The following is a 20,546-nucleotide window of genomic DNA, read 5'->3' as shown; positions in this document are numbered from 1 at the left end:
TCGTGCTGCTCCTGCAAGTTATCTACTGCTGAATAGGTTCAGATCCTGGATGGATGCCACGTCTCACCCGGACCAGTCCCCTCTCCCTCCGGGAGAGGGGAGTCATTTGCTCGATGCCTCGTGCTGCTCCTGCAAGCTATCTATTGCTGAATAGGTTCAGATCCTGAATGGATGCCACGTCTCACCCGGACCAGTCCCCTCTCCCTCCGGGAGAGGGTTAGGGTGAGGGACGGACTCAATAACAACGCTAAGCTCTCCCCTGGTCCCTCAACCATTCACCCCACCTCCGCCCGCGCCCTGTCACGCAGCTCGCGACGCAGCAGTTTCCCCACCGAGCTCTTCGGCAGGTCGTCGAGGACTTCTACGAAGCTCGGCACCTTGTAGCCGGTCAGGAACTGCCGGCAGTGGGCGATCAGCGCCTCGGCGTCGAGCGCGGTGTCCTTGAGGCTGACGTAGAGCTTCACCGCCTCGCCCTTGCGCGCGTCCGGCACGCCGATCGCCACGCATTCGCGCACGCCGGGGTGGCACATCACCGTGTCTTCGATCTCGTTGGGGTACACGTTGAAACCGGAGACCAGGATCATGTCCTTCTTGCGGTCGACGATCTTCACGAAGCCCTCGGCGTCGAGCACGGCGATGTCGCCGGTCTTCAGCCAGCCGTCGGCGGTCAGCGCCTGGGCGCTGTCTTCCGGGCGTTGCCAGTAGCCCTGCATCACCTGCGGGCCGCGCACCCACAGTTCGCCGGGCTGTTCCGGAGCCACGTCGTGGCCGTCGTCGTCGACGGTGCGCAGCTCGGTCTCGATCAGCGGCAGGCCGATGTAGCCGTCGCGGTGCGGGCTGATGCTGGTGGAGGTGGTGACCACCGGCGAGGTTTCGGTCAGGCCGAAGCCTTCGCGAATCGGCGCGCCGGTGAGTTGCTTCCAGCGCCGCGCCACTTCGTCGTTGAGCGCCGCGCCGCCGGCGGTCACCCATTTCAGGTGGGAGAAGTCCACCTCGCCGAAGCGAGGGTGGTTCATCAGGCCGACGAACAGGGTGTTGATGCCGGTCAGCAGGGTGAACGGGTGGCGCAGCATGGCCTCGATGATCTCGTCGAGGTTGCGGCCGTCGCGGATCAGCACCGTGTGCAGGCCCATGCCCACCGAGCCCAGGCAGTTCGTGGCGAAGGCCATGATGTGGTAGAGCGGCAGCGGGGCGATGCGCACGTCGGTGGCCGGCTCCAGCAGGCCCGGCTTACCGAACAGTTCGAGGGTCTGGATGATGTTGGCCAGCAGGTTGTAGTGGCTGAGCATGGCGCCCTTGGACACCCCGGTGGTGCCGCCGGTGTATTGCAGCAGCGCCAGGCGCTCCAGGCCCGCGACCGGCTCCACCGGCGGCAGTTCGGCACCGATGCGCAGCGCCTGCATGAAACGCTGGGTGCCGGGTTCATCGCCGTCGTATCGCGGGTTCTCCATATCGTCGACGCTGGTCAGCAGGATGTGCTCGATGGCGGTGTCGGCCTGTACGGCGCGTACCAGCGGCAGCAGGCGGTCGAGCACCAGGATCGCCCTGGCGCCGGAGTCGCGGAACTGGTGGCGGGCTTCGGCGGCGGTGTACTGCGGGTTGGTGTTGACCAGCACCAGCCCGGCCTGCAACGCGGCGAAGGTGGCGATCGGGTATTGCAGGGAGTTCGGCAGTTGCAGGGCCAGGCGGTCGCCGGGTTGCAGGCCCAGGCCATGGCGCAGGTAGCGGGCGAGGGCGTCGGCCTGGCGGGCCAGTTCGGCGAAGCTCAGGTGGCTGTCGCCGCAGGAAAAGGCCATCCGCTCGGGGTGGCTGGCACAGGCCCTGACCAGCAGGTCGTAGGTATTCTGGAAATCGTTGCGGGCCAGTTCGGAGGCTATGTAGCCCTGGTTGGAGGTCGCCATGCCATTTCTCCAGTCGGTTTGTTATTCTGCTGTGCGAAACTAACTACCGATATTAGAGGTTAGCCCCATATCCTGCAATCGACACCTGTCGGAGCGCTGCTCGACTCGACGCTATCTGCTATGGTGCGCACGCTCTCCCATGCCAGGCGGAACGTACATGAGCGACCTAGAAGACAACTCCACAGCGAAAGACCGTAAGTTCGTCGAGGCGCTGGCCCGCGGCCTGGACGTGCTGCGCGCCTTCACCCATGGCTCGGTGGTGCTGGGCAACCAGGACATCGCCAGGCTGACCGGGCTGCCCAAGCCCACCGTGTCGCGCATGACCTACACCCTGACCAAGCTCGGCTACCTCAGCTATGCGCCGCAACTGGAGAAGTACCAGCTCGACTCCGGCGTGCTCGCCCTGGGCTACGCCTACGTCTCCAACCTGCGCGTGCGCCAGTTGGCCAAGCCCTACATGGACGAGTTCGCCCGGCGCACCAACACCACGGTGGGACTGACCTGCCGCGACCGGCTGTCGATGATCTACGTGGAGAACTGCCGCCCGGCGGAGGTGACCACCCTGCGCATGGACGCCGGCGTGCGCCTGCCGCTGGCCACCACTGCCGCTGGCCGCGCCTACCTGGCGGCCACCCCGGTGCTGGCCCGGGAGCACCTGATGGCCGCGCTGGAAGCCAAGTACGCCGAGGCCTGGCCGGAGATGAAGGCGTCGCTGCAGGAGTCCTTCGCCGAGTACCAGGAGCACGGTTTCTGTTTCTCCCTGGGCGACTGGGACCGCAACGTGATCGCCGCCGGCGTGCCGCTGCGCCTGTCCGACGGCAACATCATGGCGCTGACCTGCGGCGGGCCGCAGTACCAGGTCAGCGAGGAAGACCTCAAGGGTTCGCTGGCGCAGCAGCTTGCCTCGCTGGCGCGGGACATCGAGAGCCTGGGGGTTTGATCTCGACAATGTTTCGCACAGCGGAACATAAGTAATAAATTTTGAAATATTAGGATCATTTTAACTTGATGCCTGAGTGGTTCTGGGGGAAAGTCGTGGCTCCGCGGCAGCGCCGCCCTCACCCGGAGCCATTCCAATGCATAACAACGGCTACCCTTCGAGTACCCGAGCCTGGCTGACGGTCGGCATCCTGATGCTGGCCTACGTGCTGTCCTTCATCGACCGGCAGATCCTCAACCTGCTGGTCGAACCGATCCGCCGCGACCTGGATATCACCGACACCCACATGAGCCTGCTCATGGGCCTGTCCTTCGCGCTGTTCTACACCATCTGCGGCATCCCCCTCGGGCGCCTGGCCGACCGCAAGAGCCGGCGCGGGCTGATCGCCATCGGCGTGCTGCTGTGGAGCCTGATGACCGCGCTGTGCGGCACGGCGAAGAATTTCTGGCAGTTCCTCACCTTCCGCATCGGCGTCGGCGTCGGCGAGGCGGCGCTGTCGCCCTCGGCCTACTCGCTGATCGCGGACAGCTTCCCGCCGCGCCTGCGCGCCACGGCGATGAGCGTCTATTCCATGGGCATCTACATCGGCTCGGGCCTGGCCTTCTTGCTCGGCGGGCTGGTGGTCAAGTTCGCCTCGGCCCAGGGCGACGTGACCCTGCCGCTGCTCGGCGAGGTTCGTCACTGGCAACTGATCTTCCTGATCCTCGGCGCCGCCGGCGCGCTGTTCACCCTGGTGCTGCTGGCGATCAAGGAACCGCAGCGGCAGGGCATCGGCGCCGGCGTCGAGGTGCCCCTGGCGGAAGTGGCCGGCTACCTCAAGGCCAACCGCCGCACCGTGCTGTGCCACAACTTCGGCTTCGCCTGCCTGGCCTTCGCCGCCTACGGCGGTTCCGCCTGGATTCCCACCTTCTTCATCCGCACCTACGGCTGGTCGGCCAGCGAGGTGGGCGTGCTCTACGGCGCGGTGGTGGCGCTGGCCGGCTCGCTGGGCATCGTGGCTGGCGGGCGCCTGTCCGACCTGCTGCACCGTCGCGGCTACCGCGATGCGCCGCTGCGCGTGGCGATCGTCTCGGCGGTCCTGACCCTGCCGCTCAACCTCGCCTACCTGGCGGCCACCGGCGAGCTGGCGCTGGGGCTGATCGCCCTGCACGTGTTCACCATCGCCATGCCCTTCGGCGTCGGCCCGGCGGCGATCCAGGAGATCATGCCCAACTCCATGCGCGGCCAGGCGTCGGCGATCTACCTGTTCATCATCACCCTGATCGGCCTTGGCGTCGGCCCCACCGCCGTGGCACTGGTCACCGACTTCGTGTTCGCCGACGACCTGGCGCTGCGCTACTCGCTGCTGATCGTCACCGGTGTGGCGCTGGTGGGCGCCATCGTGCTGCTGGGAATGGGCCTGAAGCACTACCGGGACAGCCTCGACCGCCTGCAGCAGTGGCGGCCGAAGGGTGCCGGCGAGGCATCGGTGGAAGCCGGACAGCAACCGGCGTGACGCCCGCTCCTCCCCTCGCCCGTTCTGGGGCGAGGGGAGGACCTGCGTGGATGGGCGATCGGGGCCGGTGTCGAAATCGCGCCCGCCCGTTCGACCATGGAGTGCCAGTCCCGGCATTCGTCAGTCGCAGGAGTTTCATCATGCCCAGCACCATTCGCCTTCACCGTGTTCTGCGCGCCGCGCCCGAGCGGGTCTACCGGGCCTTTCTCGACCCGGACGCCAAGGCCAAGTGGCTGCCGCCGCACGGCTTCACCGGCAAGGTCCATCACCTGGATGCCCGCGTCGGCGGCACCTACAAGATGTCGTTCAGCAATTTCAACACCGGTACCAGCCACGCCTTTTCCGGCACCTACCTGGAGCTGGTGGCGCATGAGCTGATTCGCTACACCGATGTCTTCGACGACCCGAACCTGCCCGGCACGATCCAGGTGACCGTCGCGCTCAAGGCGGTGTCCTGCGGGACCGAGCTCGACATCACCCAGGAGGGCGTGCCCGACGCCATTCCCGCCGAGGCCTGTTACCTGGGCTGGCAGGAGTCGTTGCTGCAATTGGCGCAGTTGGTCGAGCCGGAGATTCCGGACGGGGAGTGAGCGAAATCTCGCCGTGCCCATGCGGGCTCGCGATTCGTAGGTCGTAGGATGGGTTAGGCGCCAGGCATCGTTGTACTGGTCTTGGCTGGGATGTCTGGCGCCGTAACCCATCATCGGCATGTCCGGCGCCTCCCATGATGGGTTATGCGGCGCATCGAGTACGAGTGGGTGGACGGAATGGCGGCCGTGCGCCACTCAGCCATCCTACGCTCTACGATTCGGGAAGATGGCCGGGCTTGGCCGGCCGTTCTCCCGCTTATGCCACTTCGAGCAGGCTCGCATACACCTTCAGGTGATGATCGTCGTCGCCGAACTGGTGGCCGAGCATCACCAGGCGCTTGGCGTGGTGGGCGAGGACGTATTCCCAGGTCATGCCGATGCCGCCGTGCAACTGGATCGCCTGCTCGGCGATGAAGCGGCCGGCGCGGGTGCAGGTGAACTTGGCGTTGGCGAGGATGCGCGAACGCTCGGCGCTGTCCGGCTGGTCGGCGACGCAGGCGGCGAGGATGGCCATGGAGGTGGCCTGTTCCAGCTCGGTGCGCATGTCGACCATGCGGTGCTGGAGGACCTGGAACTTGCCGATCGGCGCGCCGAACTGCCTGCGGGTCTTCAGGTAGTCGAGGGTCAGGTCGCAGGCTTCCTGCATGTTGCCCAGCGACTCGGCGCACTGCGCGGCGATGGCGCGGCCCTGCTGGTAGCGGATCGCCGGCAGGGCGTTGCCGGGCTCGCCGAGCAACTGGTCGGCGGGCACGAAGACGCCGTCGAGGAACAGGTCGCAGGCCTTGGGACCGTCGATGTTCGGGTAGCTGCGGCGGCTGACGCCGGCGGCGCCGGGGTCGACCAGGAACAGGCTGATGCCGGCCTCGTCGCGGTCGGCACCGCCGGTGCGGGCGCTGACCAGGATGCGTCCGGCGCTGTGGCCGCCAATCACCACGGCCTTGCGGCCGGAGAGCTTCCAGCCGCCGTCCACCGCTTCGGCGCGGGTCCGCACGTCGTTCAGGTTGTAGTGGCTCTGCGGCTCTTCGAAGGCCACCGCCAACTGCACCTGGGCACTGGCCACGTCGCCGAGCAGGGCGTCCTTCTGCGCCGGGCTGCCGAGCTGTTCGAGCAGGCCGCCGGCGAAGATCACCGAGTGCAGGTAGGGCTCCAGGCACAGGCCGCGTCCCAGCTCGGTCATGATCAGCAGGGTTTCCACGCCGCTGCCGCCGAAGCCGCCGGCCTCCTCGCCGAACGGCACGGCGGTCAGGCCCAGCTCGCCGAGCTGCTGCCAGAATTCGGCCGAGTAGCCCAGCTCGGTCTTCGCGTGCTTTTCGCGCGCTTCGAAGCTGTAGGCGTCGCGCACCAGGCGCGCCGCGGTGTCTTGCAGCATCTGCTGCTCTTCGGTCAGTTTGAAGTCCATCGATGTCTCCTTGAGACTGGCCGCGTGCTGCGCGTCCAGGCTATCCGAATAGGGTGGCGATCTGGGTGGGGCCTACCGCAGGCCCTCCCCCGGCCCCTCTCCCACGAGTGGGAGAGGGAGCAGGCGTTACAGCTCGAGCATCATCTTGGAAACGATGTTTTTCTGGATTTCGTTGGAGCCGCCGAAGATCGACAGCTTGCGCAGGTTGAAGTACTGGCCGGCCAGCGCCGCGCTGTAGTCGGCGTGCAGCCACTCGCCGGCATGTTCCAGCTCCAGTTCTTCTTCGAGCAGCGGCAGGGCGTAGGGGCCGATGACCTTGCGCAGCAGGTTGCTGATCGCCTGGCGCACCTCGGTGCCCTTGACCTTGAGGATCGAGCTTTCGGTGCCCGGCACGCCGCCGTGGGCGGCCGCCGCGCAGATGCGCAGGGTGCTGATCTCGATGGCGCGCAGTTGCATCTCCACCTCGGCGATCTGCGCGCGCAGCAGCGGGTCGTCGAGCAGCGGTTTGCCGTCGCACAGTTCCCTGGCGGCGATGCGCTTGAGGTGGCGCAGCGCGGCCTTGGAGGCGCCGATGCCGGCCAGCCCGGTGCGCTCGTGGGTGAGCAGGTACTTGGCGCAGGTCCAGCCTTCGTTCTCGCGGCCGACCAGGTTCTCCACCGGTACGCGGACGTTGTCGAAGAACACCTCGTTGACCTCGTGGTCGCCGTCGAGGGTGATGATCGGCCGCACGCTGATGCCGGGCGTGTCCATGTCGATCAGCAGGAAGCTGATGCCGCGCTGCTGCTGCGCCTCGGGGTCGGTGCGCACCAGGCAGAAGATCATGTTGGCGTGCTGGCCGAGGGTGGTCCAGGTCTTCTGGCCATTGACCACGTAGTGGTCGCCGTCGCGCACCGCGCGGGTCTTCAGCGATGCCAGGTCGGAGCCGGCACCCGGCTCGGAGTAGCCCTGGCACCACCAGTCCTCGCCGGAGAGGATGCGCGGCAGGTAGTGGTCCTTCTGGGCCTGGGTGCCGAACTTGATGATCACCGGGGCGACCATGTTGACGCCGAACGGCACCAGGCGCGGGGCGCCGGCGGCGGCGCATTCCTCGTCGAAGATGTGCTTCTCGACGGCGCCCCATTCGGTGCCGCCGTATTCCACCGGCCAGCCCGGCGCGTACCAGCCCTTGGCGGCGAGGATCTTCTGCCAGCGCTGGTGGTCGTTTTTCTTCAGGCGCTTGCCGAGGCGCACCTTGGCAGCGATGTCGGCGGGCAGCTCGGCGGCCAGGAAGGCCCGGACTTCGTCACGGAAGGCCAGTTCTTCGGCGGTGTAGTCGATGTTCATGGGATGTCCTCAGGCGATTTCGAACAGGCCGGCGGCGCCCATGCCGCCAGCGATGCACATGGTCACGACGACATAGCGCACGCCACGGCGCCTGCCTTCGAGCAGCGCGTGGCCAACCAGGCGCGCGCCGGTCATGCCGTAGGGGTGGCCGATGGCGATGGAGCCGCCGTCGACGTTGAGTTTTTCGGGGTCGATGCCGAGGCGGTCGCGGCAGTGGATCACCTGCGAGGCGAACGCCTCGTTGAGCTCCCACAGGCCGATGTCGTCCACGCTCAGGCCGTGGCGCTTGAGCAACCTGGGCACCGCGAACACCGGGCCGATGCCCATCTCGTCGGGCTCGCAGCCGGCCACCGCGAAGCCCCGGAAGATGCCCAGCACCGGCAGGTCATGCCGCGTGGCGAGGCGCCCGTCGACCAGCACACAGGCGCTGGCGCCGTCGGATAGCTGGCTGGCGTTGCCGGCGGTGACGAAGTGGCCGGCGCCGCGCACCGGCTCCAGCGCGGCCAGGCCGGCGGGCGTGGTGTCGGCGCGGTTGCACTCGTCGCGTTCGAGGCGCACGCGCTCCTCGCTGAGCGCGCCGCTGTGCTTGTCCTTGACCAGCCGGACGGACTCCAGCGGCACGATCTCGGCATCGAAGCGCCCGGCGGCCTGGGCCGCGGCGGTGCGCCGCTGGCTCTCCAGGGCCAGTTCGTCCTGCACCTCGCGGCTGACGCCGTAGCGTCGGGCGACGATGTCGGCGGTGTCGATCATCGGCAGCCACAGGTCGGGCCTGGCCTGGAACAGCCCGGCCTCCTGGATGTGGTTCTGGTTGAGGCTCGGCTGCACCAGGCTGATCGACTCGACGCCGCCGGCGATCATCGCCGGGATGCCCTCGGCCCTGATCAGGTGCGCGGCCTGGGCGATGGCCTGCAGGCCCGAGCCGCAGAAGCGGTTGACCGTGGCGCCGGCGATGCCGATCGGCAGGCCGGCCTGGACCACCGCCAGGCGCGCGACGTTCTTGCCGGTGGCGCCTTCCGGCAGGCCGCAGCCGAGCACGCAGTCTTCGATCAGTGCCGGGTCGATCCCGGCACGGGCCACCGCGTGGCGCACCACGTGGCCGGCGAGCACGGCGCCGTGGGTGTTGTTGAAGGCACCGCGAAACGCCTTGCCGATCGGCGTGCGCGCGGTGGAGACGATCACGGCATCGGTCATTGGCCGGCCTCCCAGTCACTGAACTGGCGACCTTCGGCGGCCAGCCTTTCGAGCAGCGGCGCCGGCTGCCACCAGGCGCCGTGTTCGGCGTGGAATTCGCGGATACGGGCCAGCACCTTGTCCAGGCCGAGCTGGTCGGCGTGGAACATGGGGCCGCCACGGTGGGCAGGGAAACCGTAGCCGTTGAGGTAGATCAGGTCGATGTCGCTGGCGCGCTGGGCGATGCCCTCTTCGAGGATCTTCGCCCCTTCGTTGACCAGGGCGAAGAGGCAGCGCTCGACGATGTACCGGTCGTCCAGGCTGCGCCGGGCGATGCCGCGTTCGCGCGAAGCGGCCTCCAGCAGCGGCGCCAGCGCCGGGTTGGGCTGTGGTGTGCGCGAGCCTTCCGGGTAGCGGTAGAAACCGGCGCCGCTCTTCTGGCCGAGCAGGCCGGCTTCGCACAGCTTGTCGAGCACCCGTGGCAGCGGGAACTGCGGCGGCAGGCTCTGGCGCTGGCGGTTGCGGATCGCCAGGCCGATGTCCAGGCCGGACAGGTCGCGCATGGCGCAGGGCCCCATGGCCATGCCGAAGGCGCGCAGGGCGCCGTCCACCTGTTCCGGGGTGGCGCCCTCCTCCAGCAGGAACTCGGATTCGCGGCCGTACTGGAACACCATGCGGTTGCCGACGAAGCCGTCGCACACGCCGACCACCACGGCGACCTTCTTCAGGCGCTTGCCCAGGGCCATGGCGGTGGCCAGCACCGTGTCGGAGGTCTGCGCGCCGCGCACCACTTCCAGCAGGCGCATGACGTTGGCCGGGCTGAAGAAGTGCAGGCCGACCACGTCCTGCGGGCGCGCCGTGAAGGCGGCGATGGCGTCGAGGTCCAGCGAGGAGGTGTTGGAAGCGAGGATGGCGCCGGGTTTGCACACCGCGTCCAGACGCTCGAACACCTGGCGCTTGACCTCCAGGTTCTCGAACACCGCCTCGACCACCACATCCGCCTCGGCCAGCGCGGCGTAGTCGGTGACGCCGTCGAGCAGCGCCAGGCGCCGCGCCATGTCCGCCTCGGACAGGCTGCCGCGCTTGACGCTGGCGGCGTAGGTGTCGCGGGCGCGTTGCAGGGCACGCTCCAGGGCGGTCTGGTCGATCTCCAGCAGTTTCACCGGGATGCCGGCGTTGGCGAAGCACAGGGCGATGCCCACGCCCATGGTGCCGCCGCCGATCACCGCGGCGCTGGCGATGGCGCGGGTCGGGGTGTCCGCCGCCAGGCCGACGACCTTGCCGGCCTGGCGCTCGGCGAAGAAGGCATGTACCAGCGCCGCGCGCTGCGGCGAGGCCAGGCATTCCCGGAACAGCTCGCGCTCGCGCTCGAGGCCTTCGGCCAGCGGCAATTGCACGGCGGCCTCCAGCGCCGCCACGCAGCGCAGCGGCGAGAACAGGCCGGGCATGCGCTGGTGGATTTCCGCGCGCTTGGCGTCGAGCAGTGCCGCCGCCTCGCCGGCGTCGGCGACCGGCTGCTCGCCGCTGCGCCGCACGCCACGGCCCTCGGCCAGCAGGCGCTGGGCGAAGGCGCTGCCGGCCGCGAGCAGGTCGCCGTCGAACAGCTCGTCGAGGATGCCGTGCCGCTGTGCCTCGGTGGCGCTGATCGGAGCGCCGCCGACGATCATCTCCAGGGCCTTGGCCACCCCGGCCAGGCGCGGCAGGCGCTGGGTGCCGCCGGCGCCCGGCAGCAGGCCGAGCTTGACCTCCGGCAGGCCGACCCTGGCGTCGTTGCGGGCAATGCGGTAGTGGCAGGCCAGCGCGACTTCCAGGCCGCCGCCCAGGGCGCTGCCGTGGATCACCGCCACGCTGGGCTTGGCGCAGGCTTCGATGGCATTGACCACCTCGGGCAGGCTCGGCGCCTGCGGTGGCTTGCCGAACTCCTTGATATCGGCGCCGGCCATGAAGGTGCTTCCGGTACAGAGCAGCACCACGGCCTCGACCTGGGCGTCCGCCTCGGCGGCGCGGAAGGCTTCCAGCAGACCTTCGCGGACCGACTGGCCGAGGGCGTTGACCGGCGGATTGTTCACGGTAACCAGCGCCAGGTTGCCCCGTCGCTCGAAGAGTACGCTAGCTGACATCGCAATGTTCTCCTTGTTTTTCGGAAATATATTTCGCTGTGCGGAATATGTGAAGTGTTTTTGCGATGTCATGGCGAAAAGCGATGAACCGTTCGGATGAGAACGGAGATATGCCGGGAAACGGGGGTACCGGTTTCCTCTGACTGCCCCTCTCCCTCTGGGAGAGGGCTGGGGTGAGGGGCTGACGTGTCGCAGCAAGATGGAACCAGGATGGTTCACCGTCGATGGCACATCCGAAAAGTGCCTGCGCTCGACGACTTTTCGATCAGAACCTAGCTCAGCCAGCCCTGCGCCTTGGCATGAGCCACGGCCTGGGTGCGGCGTTCGACGCCGAGCTTGGCGTTGATGTGGCGGGCGTGGCTTTTCACCGTGTGCAGGGAGACGCACAACAGTTCGGCGATCTGCTGGTTGGACAGGCCCTGGGCGATCAGCTTCAGCACCGCCGCTTCGCGGCGGGTCAGCGGGGAGCGTTCCGGCGAGGGTTCGAGCAGGCTCAGGCAGCCCTGGCGCTCGGCCGGCGCCGGCAGGCGGGACTCCAGCCAGGCGCGCTGGCGGGCCAGCAGGCCGCGCAGCGGCGGCAGCAGGTTGAGCCGCTGCGCCTCGTCGAGCGCCTGGTCCAGCAGGCCGTTGGCCGTCTTGCTGCGCCCGGCGAGCAGCCGCGCTTCGGCCAGGACCAGCAGGCACTCGCAGGCCAGGCTGCGCAGGCCGGCTTCGCGGCATTCCCGTTCGAGCGCCTGCAAGGCGGTGGCCGCCTTGTCGATCTGGCCCAGGGCCAGATCGGCCTGGGCCAGGCCGAGCCGGTTGCGCAGCGGCAGGTCGTAGAAGCCGGAGGGCGCCAGCAGGTCGAACACCCGCAGGTTGTGGCTCACCTGCCGGAAGCATTCCCGGGCCTTGTCCGCTTCGCCCTGGTACAGCCAGAGCAGGCCCTGGACATGCTGTAGCGCCTCGCGATAGCGCACCTCCTGCACCTTCAGCCAGTGCATCTGCCGCTCGGCCTTGCGCAGCAGTTGCTGGGCGCGGTCGAACTCGCCGTTCTCGGCCGCCAGTTCGGCGAGCCCCAGGTAGGCGTACAGCAGGTAGGCATCCTGGCAGCGTTCGCCCTCCTCCAGGGCGGCACGCAGGGCATGACCGGCCTCGACGCTGGCGCCGCGCGCGGCCAGCAGCTTGCCGCGCAGCAACAGCAGGCGTACCAGCACCGGCCCGTGGCGGCCGTCCTCCTGCATGTCCTGCAGGGACTGCTCGACCTGGTCCAGGGCGCGCTCGCCCTCGCCCTGCATGGCCAGCAGGTGGACGCGTTCGAGGCTGAGCAGCGATTCGAAGGGCAGGTTGCCGCGCTGGCGGGCGAGGCGCAGGCCCTCGTGGTTGTAGTGCCGGGCGGCGTTCAGGTCGCTTTCCGCCAGGGCCTGCTGGGTCAGCATCTGGTAGCACAGCACCCGCTGCGTCCAGGCCGTCGGCGCGAGGATTTCGAGGGCTTCCAGGCTGTGCTGGCGGGCAGCGCGCTGGCCGAGCTGGCGCTGCAACACGCCCTGGATGCTCTGGTACTGGGCCAGCAACTGTTGCTGGCGGCGCGCGTCCGGCTGCGGCAGGAAGCGGGCGAGGTCATCGAGGCAGGTGTCCACTTCGTCGAGCCGCGCGCAGATGATCAGCGCCCAGGCTTGCAGGGTGATCAGTCGCGGGGTGCTGGTGAACAGGCCGGCCGGCAACTCGTCGCGCCAGGCCAGGAACTGCGCGCCGTTGCGGCTGAGCAACAGCATGTCCTCGCCATAGCGTTGCAGGTGGCTGGCCGCCACGTCCGGGCGCTCGGCGCGGAGCGCGTGCTCCACGGCTTCGCGCACCCGGCCCTGCTGGGAAAACCACTGGCAGGCCCGCTCGTGGGCGTGGAGCGGTTCGTGGGGGCCATGGAGCTGCTTGAGGATGGTCGCCAGCGGTCGCTCCAGGCGGAACCATTCGCCGTAGCCATCGAGGTCGTGGAGGAACAACTGGCGCTGGCGCAATTCGTCGAACAGCCGGGCGCCGCCCTCGTCCTCCAGCACCTGGGCGCACAGCGCGGCGCAGAACCTCGGCATGTAGGCCTGCAGGGTCAGCCCATGCCGCAGGGGGCCGGGCAGGTCGGCGAGCACTTCGCGGCTGACGTATTCCTGCAGTAGCGGCGGGCCGGCGGCCAGGCGCTCGGCGAGGTTCTGGGGGTCGCCCTGGAGCAGCAGCAGGCAGATGGCGGCCAGCCAGCCGTCGCTGTGTTCCAGCAGCAGCGCGCGTTGTTCGGCGGGTAGCTGTACCTGATGCTTGCCGAGCAGGGCGTCGAGCTCCTGCTGGTCGAGGGCCAGGTCGCGCGCGCCCAGTTCCAGCAGGTCGCCTTGCAGCAGCAGGCGCGGCAGGCTCCAGTCCGGGCGGCGGCGCCCGCCGATCCACCAGCGCAGGGTGTGCGGGGCGCGTTCGAGCAGGCGGCCGAGGCAGGCGTCCAGTTCGGCGCAGGGTTGCCGGGGATAATCGTCGAGGACGATCCACAACGGTTGTTCGAGATGGCCGAGCAGTTGGGCCAGCTCCATTTCGGGATCGCCGCCGCCGGGCTTCGCTTGCAGGGCGGCGGCCAGGCGCGCGAGCAGTTCGGCGGGCTCCAGCGGGTGGCCGAGCAGGTCGAGCCAGACCAGCCGGGTACCGGCCGGCACCCGGCGCACGCATTCGCCCAGCAGCACGCTCTTGCCGTAGCCGGCCGGGGCGCAGACCAGGGTCAGCCGGCATTCATGGCCGAGCAGCCGCTGGCTTAGCCGCGGCCGTGGCACATGGGCGGCCGGCAGGCGCGGCAGGGCGCTGGCTACGTGGATGCTGGGAACCTCGTTGGGCATGACGGCGACTCTTGGTTGGCGCTGCTCGGCTGGCCCGCATTATGCCCTCGGGGCGAATGAAAAAAAGGCGACCCCGTGGGGTCGCCCATGCACCAGAAGCAGCGTCTTGGCTCAGCGAACGCCGGCGTTGCGCAGGGCCGCGGGGGTGAAGTCCTTGATCGAGGCCGGTACGCCGAACTCGATGGAGCGTTTCTCCTCGTTCTTCAGGCCGGAAGCCACGTAGCGGCCGGCGAGCAGGTCGTAGAGCGCCTCGAAGGCGTTGGCCGGGGTTTCGACCGCATAGTTCTGCAGCAGCATGCTCTGGCCGACGCGCCACAACTGGCCGCGACCGTCGTAGTGCTCGGACACGGCGATCTGCCAGGAATCCTCGTCGATGAAGAAGCGGCGCTTGGCGTAGATGTTGCGCTCGCCGCTCTTCAGCGTGGCTTCCACTTCCCAGACGCGGTGCAGCTCGTAGCGTGCCAGGTCCTGGTTGGTGTGGCCGGCCTGGAGGATGTCGGCGTACTTCAACTGCGGCGAATCGAGGCGGTAGTTGTTGTAGGGGATGTACAGCTCGCGCTTGCCGACCAGCTTCCAGTCGTAGCGGTCCGGCGCGCCGTTGAACATGTCCAGGTTGTCCGAGGTGCGCAGGCCGTCGGCGGCGGTACCCGGGCCGTCGTAGGCGACCTGCGGGGCGCGACGCACGCGACGCTGGCCGGCGTTGTACAGCCAGGCCATGCGCGGTTCGGCCACCTGGTCGATGGAGTCGTGGACCAGCAGCACGTTGCCGGCCAGGCGCGCCGGCGCGGTGACCCGCTGCTTGAAGAACAGCAGCGCGTTGGCCGCCTTGTCCGCCGGCAGGTCGGCGATGCCCAGGGGGACGGCCACGTCTTCCTGGAAATGCACCGGCGTGAAGGAGCCGTTGGTCTGCGGCGTGGCCTGCACGGTGTTGCGCCGCTGGTTGCCGCCGCGATAGCGGGTCATGTGGTTCCACACCACTTCCAGGCCGTTCTGCGGGATCGGGAAGGGATAGTAGCGGCTGTCGGCGAAGCCCTTCAGGCCGTTGCCGCCATCCAGCAGGGTGGTCTTCACCGCGCTGATCTTCGCCGCCTCGTAGATCGCCTGCGGCACCGCCGCCGTACGGTGGGTGGTGTACACCGGCATCTTGTAGGTGTCCGGGTAGCGCTTGAACATCGCCACCTGGCCCGTGGACAGCTTGTCCTGGTGCTGGTCGAGGTTCTGCGCGGTGATGACGAACAGCGGTTGTTCGCCGGCGAACGGATCGCCGAGGAAGCCGCGCGGGTCCACCGCCGCCGCGCCCTTGCCGAGCCCGCCGGTCCAGGCCGGGATGCTGCCGTCGGCGTTGCCGGCCTTCTCGGCGCCCAGCGGGGTCAGGCTGGTGCCGAGCCTGGCGGCATCCTCCGGCGAGACCGCCGCGAGGACGCCGCCCGCCAGCAGGGACAGGGTGAGTGCGGTGATGAGCTTGTGTGCTTGCATGATGCTGGTTCTCCGTGGGCCCCGGTTAGAAGTTCACGCCGAAGCTGAGGGCGATGAAGTCGCGGTCGACCTGGGTGTTGTAATCGCCGCCGAAGAAGTCGGTGTAGGACAGGCTGGCGGTGTAGGTGTTGCGGTACTCGGCGTCGATGCCGAGGCTGATGGCCTTGGCGCCTTCGTTGAACACCGGGCCGTAGCCGTCCACGTCGTGGGACCAGGCGATGTTCGGCTTGAGGTTGATGCCGGCGATCACGTTGCTGTAGTCGAGGATGCCGCGCGCCCGGTAGCCCCAGGACGACGAGGTGAAGAACCCGTGGTAGCCGTACATCTGCGCCGCCAGCGCGTTGGAGGCCTGGGTGCCGTAGGGCGAGCCGTAGATGGAGTCGCGGCCGTAGCGCACCTTGTCCTGGCTTTCCAGGCCGCCGATGCGGGTGTAGCCGACCTCGCCCACCAGGGTCAGGCGCTCGGCGCCGAGGATCTGGTCGACGAAGTGGGTGAAGGTGGTCTGCGCCTGGGTGACTTCCTTGCGGTTGTAGCCACGGTGCTCGAAGCCGGCCAGGCCCTGGGCCGCCTGCAACCCCGCCAGGCCGCCGCCGGCCGCTTGCGCCGCCAGCGCCGGGCTGCCCAGCCTGGCGGTCATGTCGGTGGTGTTGATCTGTAGCGGCATGTTCGGCCGGTAGCTGATCTCGCCGCTCCACGCCGTGCCGGTGGGCAGCGTGGTGGAGAAGCTGAGGCCGTAGAGCTGGATGTCTTCGGGGTATTCGAGGAAGTAGCTGCCACGCCCGAGCAGGGTCGGCGAGATCAGCGCCGCCAGCGCCGCGGGGGCGGTCAGGGCCGTGGTGATGTCCGCCGCGTTGGCGTTCTTGTAGCTCACGTTCGGCGTGCGGCTGTGGTAGTTGATGAAGTAGGCGGCGTACTCGGTCTCGTCGCCCAGCCAGCGCAGCGCGGCGCCGAACTGGCCGGAGTCGCGCGCATCGCGGTCCGGCCCGCGCGGGACCAGCAGCCCTTCCCGCTCCAGGGTCACGCCACGGCCGGCGAGGATCGCCGCCCCCGGGCCGCCCATCAGCCGCTCGACGGTGCCGGCGTCGAGCACGTTGTAGTTGTTGTCGCAGCCATCGGCCGCCACGTCGTTGCTGGCGAAGAAGGTGCCGCAGTTGTCGATGACCGTCTGGTCCCACTCCAACTGGTAGAAGGCCTCGGCGGACAGGTTGTCGGTCAGGCTCTGTGCCAGGTAGAACATGTTGACCGGGATCAGCCCTTCCTTGATCTCCGCGCCGGGCCGGCGGAAGGCGGCGGCGTCCACCGGGTTGATCGAGTTGATGCTGTTGCCGATGAAGGTGCTCTCGCCCCAGCTCACCACCTGCTTGCCGAGGCGCACGGTGCCGGGCAGGTCGGCGATGGCGTAGTTGTGGTAGACGAAGGCGTCGAGCAGTTCATAGCCGGAAGACTTGGCGCCTTCCTTGCGGTTGTGGTCGTCGATGTCCTTGTGCAGGCGGCTCTCGTCCTTCAGCTCGAAGTCGTACCAGTACTTGCCGCGCACGAAGATGCCGGTGTCGCCGTACTTGAGCTCGAGGTCGTGGATGCCCTTGAAGATCTTCGAGAAGGTCTCGCCGCGCTTGAAGTTGAGGCGGCCGTCGTCGCCGGTCTGGGTGAAGCCGGTGCCGCCGTTGGCCGAGCCGATCAGGTCCCTGTCGGGCTTGGCGGTGGACCAACTGGCCCCCACCGACAGCGACGAGTCGAACTGACCTTCTATCTCCCCGATATTGAAGGTGATGGCCTGTGCCGGGGCCGTGGTCCCGAGGGCGACGGCCAGTGCGAGCGTGCGTGGCTGGAAGATTCCGGCCCCTGTTGTTGTTGTCATGAGGCTCTCCGTGTTAGCAGGATGCGTCGAGCAACCTACTCACGGAATGCAGGGCTGATAAGTGTTCAAAGGCGGGATTTACGATCTCCTCCCTAAGTATGATTTTTGACCTGTAATGCCCGTAATAGAGCGGTTATTGCGATCAGGAAAGCGCTCCGCGCGAACGGCGCCGGGAAGCCCGCAGCGTGACGCGGGATCAGCCCGGAGCGGCTCTCCCCGGTTACAATGCCGGCTTTGATCCCCTGCCTGGAGTCGTTCGTGGAAGAGTTCAAAGGCCGTCTGGTCGTCGGTTTCCTGCGTCTGTTCGCCCTGCTGCCCTGGCGTGCCGTGCAGGCTGTCGGCGCGGCGATCGGCTGGCTGATGTGGAAGCTGCCGAACCGTTCGCGCGAGGTGGCGCGAGTCAACCTGAGCAAGTGCTTCCCGGAGCTGGACGCCGCCGGCCTGGACCGGCTGCTGAAGCGGAGCCTGATGGACATCGGCAGGACCCTGACCGAAAGCGCCTGCGCGTGGATCTGGCCGGCGCAGAAATCCATCGACCTGATCCGCGAGGTCGAGGGGCTCGACGTGCTGCAAGCGGCGCTGGATTCCGGCAAGGGCGTGGTCGGCATCACCAGCCACCTGGGCAACTGGGAAGTGCTCAACCACTACTATTGCAGCCTGTGCAAGCCGATCATTTTCTACCGCCCGCCGAAGCTCAAGGCGGTCGACGAACTGCTCCAGAAGCAGCGCGTGCAGCTCGGCAACCGGGTCGCCCCGTCGACCAGGGAAGGCATCCTCAGCGTCATCAAGGAAGTGCGCAAGGGCGGCGCGGTGGGCATCCCCGCCGACCCCGAGCCGAGCGAGACCGCCGGCTTCTTCGTGCCCTTCCTCGGCACCCAGGCGCTGACCAGCAAGTTCGTCGCCGGCATGCTCGCCGGCGGCAAGGCCAACGGCGTGTTCATCCACGCCTTGCGCCTGGACGATGGCTCGGGCTTCAAGGTGATCTTCGAAGCGGCGCCGGAGGAGATGTACAGCAACGACGCCGAAACCTCGGTGGCGGCCATGAGCCGGGTGGTGGAGCGCTACGTGCGCACCTGGCCGAGCCAGTACATGTGGACCATGAAGCGCTTCAAGAAGCGCCCCGAGGGTGAGAAGCGCTGGTATTGATCCTTCGCGAGGGGTGATGGGTGCAACCCATCACCCCGGAACGAGGTTTTTTGCCGCGCGACGCTGGGCGAAAGCCGCTGTTTGCGCTATTAAAGGCCCCATCTCACTTTCCCGGGACCAGGCCCATGTCCAACCAGCGTCAGCATCCCCGTACGCCGATGAAATGCCGGATCAGGATCAGCCATCCGAGCTTCGGCGAGCTGGTCGCCCAGACCCGCGACCTGTCCGATGGCGGGGTCTATGTGCGGCATGTCGACCTGCTCGCCCTGCCGCTGGGCGCCGAGGTCACCGGGCAGGTCCAGGACCTGCCGATCGAGGCGCCGATCCTGCGCATGCGGGTGATGCGCGTGGACGCCGAAGGCGTGGGCCTGCGCTTCTGCAGCGAAGAGGACGAGCGCCGTTACGCCGCCGAGTGATCAGCCCGCCGGCGCGGCCTTGTCCAGTTTCCTGAGAAACACCGTCATTTCCTTCTCCGCCTGCTTGTCGCCGTGCGACTGGGCGGCGGCGATGCCCTGCTCCCAGGCCCGGCGTGCGCCGTCCAGGTCGCCCTGGCCCTGGCGTGCCTTGCCGAGCAGCTTCCAGGCGGCGGAGTACCCGGGATCCTGCTCGACGCAGCGTTGCAGGTGCTCGGCGGCGCGGGCGTAGTCCCGCTGGTCGAGATACCCCTTGCCCAGGCCGAAGCGCAGCAGGGCGTTGTCCACGCCCTTGGCGAGCATTTTTTCCAGTCCTTCGAGCATGCTTGCGTCTCCAATGTAGGGTGGATGTCGCTTTTTACATCCACCAACACGACGGTGGAAAACGCTGCGCGGTTTTCCACCCTACGGGGGCACCGCGAGCGGAGCCTGGTGGATGTGCTTCGCGACATCCACCCTACGGAATGGGTCAGAAGAAGGTCAGGCCGACCTGGAACAGCCGCTCGACGTCGCGGATGTACTTCTTGTCGACCAGGAACAGGATCACGTGGTCGCCGGGTTCGATCTGCGTGTCGTCGTGGGCGATCAGAACCTCCTCGTCGCGGATCACCGCGCCGATGGTGGTGCCCGGCGGCAGGGCGATGTCCTCGATCATGCGGCCGATCACCTTGCTCGACTTGGCATCGCCGTGGGCGATCACCTCGATGGCCTCGGCGGCACCCCGGCGCAGCGAGTGGGCGCTGACGATGTCGCCGCGCCGCACGTGGGTCAGCAGCGTGCCGATGGTGGCGAGCTGCGGGCTGATGGCGATATCGATGTTGCCGCCCTGCACCAGGTCGACGTAGGCCGGGTTGTTGATGATGCTCATCACCTTGCGCGCGCCGAGGCGCTTGGCCAGCAGCGAGGACATGATGTTGGCCTCGTCGTCGTTGGTCAGGGACAGGAAGATGTCGGCTTCGCTGATGCTCTCCTCGACCAGCAGGTCGCGGTCGGAGGCGCTGCCCTGCAGCACGATGGTGTTGTCCAGGGTGTCGGACAGGTAGCGGCAGCGCGCCGGGTTCATCTCGATGATCTTTACCTGGTAGCGGCTCTCGATGGCCTCGGCCAGGCGCTCGCCGATGTGCCCGCCGCCGGCGATGACGATGCGCTTGTAGCTGTCCTCGAGACGCCGCAGCTCGCTCATCACCGCGCGGATGTGCGCTTTCGCGGCGATGAAGAACACCTCGTCGTCGGCCTCGATCACCGTGTCGCCATGGGGCGCGATCGGCCGGTCGCGGCGGAAGATCGCCGCCACCCGGGCGTCGATGTTGGGCATGTGCTCGCGGATCTGGCGCAGTTGCTGGCCGACCAGCGGCCCGCCGTAGTAGGCCTTGACCGCCACCAGTTGCGCCTTGCCCTCGGCGAAGTCGATCACCTGCAGCGCGCCGGGGTATTCGATCAGCCGCTTGATGTAGTTGGTGACCACCTGCTCCGGGCTGATCAGCACGTCGACCGGGATCGCCTCGTTGCTGAACAGCCCGGCGCGGGTCAGGTAGGCCGACTCGCGCACCCGGGCGATCTTGGTCGGGGTGTGGAACAGGGTGTAGGCCACCTGGCAGGCGACCATGTTGGTCTCGTCGCTGTTGGTCACCGCCACCAGCATGTCGGCATCGTCGGCGCCGGCCTGGCGCAGCACGGTGGGGAACGAGGCGGGGCCCTGCACGGTGCGGATGTCCAGGCGGTCGCCGAGGTCGCGCAGGCGCTCGCCGTCGGTGTCCACCACGGTGATGTCGTTGGCCTCGCTGGCCAGGTGTTCGGCGAGGGTGCCGCCGACCTGTCCGGCGCCGAGGATGATGATCTTCACGGCAATGCTCCGTTAGGGTCTGTTTCCGT

The 20,546-nt window shown here is 68.0% G+C and carries 15 protein-coding genes; 5 read left to right on the top strand and 10 right to left on the bottom strand.

Going from position 1 to position 20,546, the window contains the following annotated elements; translation table 11 throughout:
* Window positions 1-275: 275 nt before the first annotated feature.
* Entirely contained in the window at window positions 276-1,901 is a 1,626-nt protein-coding gene (locus tag PSEWESI4_RS05240) for an AMP-binding protein (RefSeq protein ID WP_187670129.1), read from the bottom strand.
* 157 nt (window positions 1,902-2,058) lie between these two features.
* On the opposite strand from PSEWESI4_RS05240, the gene PSEWESI4_RS05235 reads away from it, so the two are divergent.
* The 3 genes from PSEWESI4_RS05235 (at window position 2,059) to PSEWESI4_RS05225 (ending at window position 4,926) form a co-directional block, all read left to right on the top strand.
* On the top strand, window positions 2,059-2,841 hold the full coding sequence (locus PSEWESI4_RS05235; RefSeq protein WP_187670128.1) for an IclR family transcriptional regulator: 783 nt from the start codon (window positions 2,059-2,061) through the stop codon (window positions 2,839-2,841).
* A gap of 136 nt (window positions 2,842-2,977) precedes the next feature.
* Complete coding sequence (locus tag PSEWESI4_RS05230) at window positions 2,978-4,336, top strand: spinster family MFS transporter (protein ID WP_187670127.1); 1,359 nt, start codon at window positions 2,978-2,980, stop codon at window positions 4,334-4,336.
* 140 nt (window positions 4,337-4,476) lie between these two features.
* Window positions 4,477-4,926 carry an SRPBCC family protein gene (locus tag PSEWESI4_RS05225; protein ID WP_187670126.1) on the top strand — a complete coding sequence of 150 codons (450 nt, stop codon included), beginning with the start codon at window positions 4,477-4,479 and terminating at the stop codon, window positions 4,924-4,926.
* 256 nt (window positions 4,927-5,182) lie between these two features.
* Here the strand turns inward: PSEWESI4_RS05225 and PSEWESI4_RS05220 are convergent, their stop codons facing one another.
* The 7 genes from PSEWESI4_RS05220 to PSEWESI4_RS05190 form a co-directional block, all read right to left on the bottom strand.
* Window positions 5,183-6,325: an acyl-CoA dehydrogenase family protein gene (locus PSEWESI4_RS05220; protein ID WP_187670125.1), complete on the bottom strand. Its 1,143-nt coding sequence runs from the start codon at window positions 6,323-6,325 to the stop codon at window positions 5,183-5,185.
* A 126-nt stretch (window positions 6,326-6,451) separates the two neighbouring features.
* Window positions 6,452-7,648, bottom strand: a complete 1,197-nt coding sequence (locus PSEWESI4_RS05215) for an acyl-CoA dehydrogenase family protein (RefSeq protein ID WP_187670124.1) — start codon at window positions 7,646-7,648, stop codon at window positions 6,452-6,454.
* 9 nt (window positions 7,649-7,657) lie between these two features.
* Window positions 7,658-8,839 (bottom strand): acetyl-CoA C-acyltransferase, encoded by a 1,182-nt coding sequence (locus PSEWESI4_RS05210; protein WP_187670123.1) that lies wholly within the window; start codon window positions 8,837-8,839, stop codon window positions 7,658-7,660.
* A complete protein-coding gene (locus PSEWESI4_RS05205) occupies window positions 8,836-10,938 on the bottom strand; it encodes a 3-hydroxyacyl-CoA dehydrogenase NAD-binding domain-containing protein (RefSeq protein ID WP_187670122.1) in 2,103 nt (700 codons plus the stop codon). Before PSEWESI4_RS05205 ends, PSEWESI4_RS05210 begins: the two co-directional genes overlap by 4 nt.
* A gap of 272 nt (window positions 10,939-11,210) precedes the next feature.
* Window positions 11,211-13,781 (bottom strand): LuxR C-terminal-related transcriptional regulator, encoded by a 2,571-nt coding sequence (locus PSEWESI4_RS05200; RefSeq protein ID WP_187670121.1) that lies wholly within the window; start codon window positions 13,779-13,781, stop codon window positions 11,211-11,213.
* 111 nt (window positions 13,782-13,892) lie between these two features.
* Window positions 13,893-15,257 (bottom strand): DUF1329 domain-containing protein, encoded by a 1,365-nt coding sequence (locus PSEWESI4_RS05195; RefSeq protein WP_187670120.1) that lies wholly within the window; start codon window positions 15,255-15,257, stop codon window positions 13,893-13,895.
* A 25-nt stretch (window positions 15,258-15,282) separates the two neighbouring features.
* Window positions 15,283-17,115, bottom strand: a complete 1,833-nt coding sequence (locus tag PSEWESI4_RS05190) for a DUF1302 domain-containing protein (protein WP_187670119.1) — start codon at window positions 17,113-17,115, stop codon at window positions 15,283-15,285.
* Window positions 17,116-17,373: 258 nt separating this feature from the next.
* On the opposite strand from PSEWESI4_RS05190, the gene PSEWESI4_RS05185 reads away from it, so the two are divergent.
* A complete protein-coding gene (locus PSEWESI4_RS05185) occupies window positions 17,374-18,261 on the top strand; it encodes a lysophospholipid acyltransferase (RefSeq protein ID WP_187670118.1) in 888 nt (295 codons plus the stop codon).
* Between the two features lie 125 nt (window positions 18,262-18,386).
* Window positions 18,387-18,677, top strand: a complete 291-nt coding sequence (locus PSEWESI4_RS05180) for a PilZ domain-containing protein (protein WP_187670117.1) — start codon at window positions 18,387-18,389, stop codon at window positions 18,675-18,677.
* Here PSEWESI4_RS05180 and PSEWESI4_RS05175 read toward each other — a convergent pair whose 3' ends face one another.
* Window positions 18,678-18,998 carry a tetratricopeptide repeat protein gene (locus tag PSEWESI4_RS05175; RefSeq protein WP_187670116.1) on the bottom strand — a complete coding sequence of 107 codons (321 nt, stop codon included), beginning with the start codon at window positions 18,996-18,998 and terminating at the stop codon, window positions 18,678-18,680.
* A gap of 145 nt (window positions 18,999-19,143) precedes the next feature.
* A complete protein-coding gene (gene trkA / locus PSEWESI4_RS05170; protein ID WP_187670115.1) occupies window positions 19,144-20,517 on the bottom strand; it encodes a Trk system potassium transporter TrkA in 1,374 nt (457 codons plus the stop codon).
* Window positions 20,518-20,546: the final 29 nt, after the last annotated feature.

The sequence above is a fragment of the Zestomonas carbonaria genome, from assembly GCF_904061905.1.
GTDB lineage: Bacteria > Pseudomonadota > Gammaproteobacteria > Pseudomonadales > Pseudomonadaceae > Aquipseudomonas > Aquipseudomonas carbonaria.
This window is presented reverse-complemented; position numbering and strand designations above follow the sequence as displayed.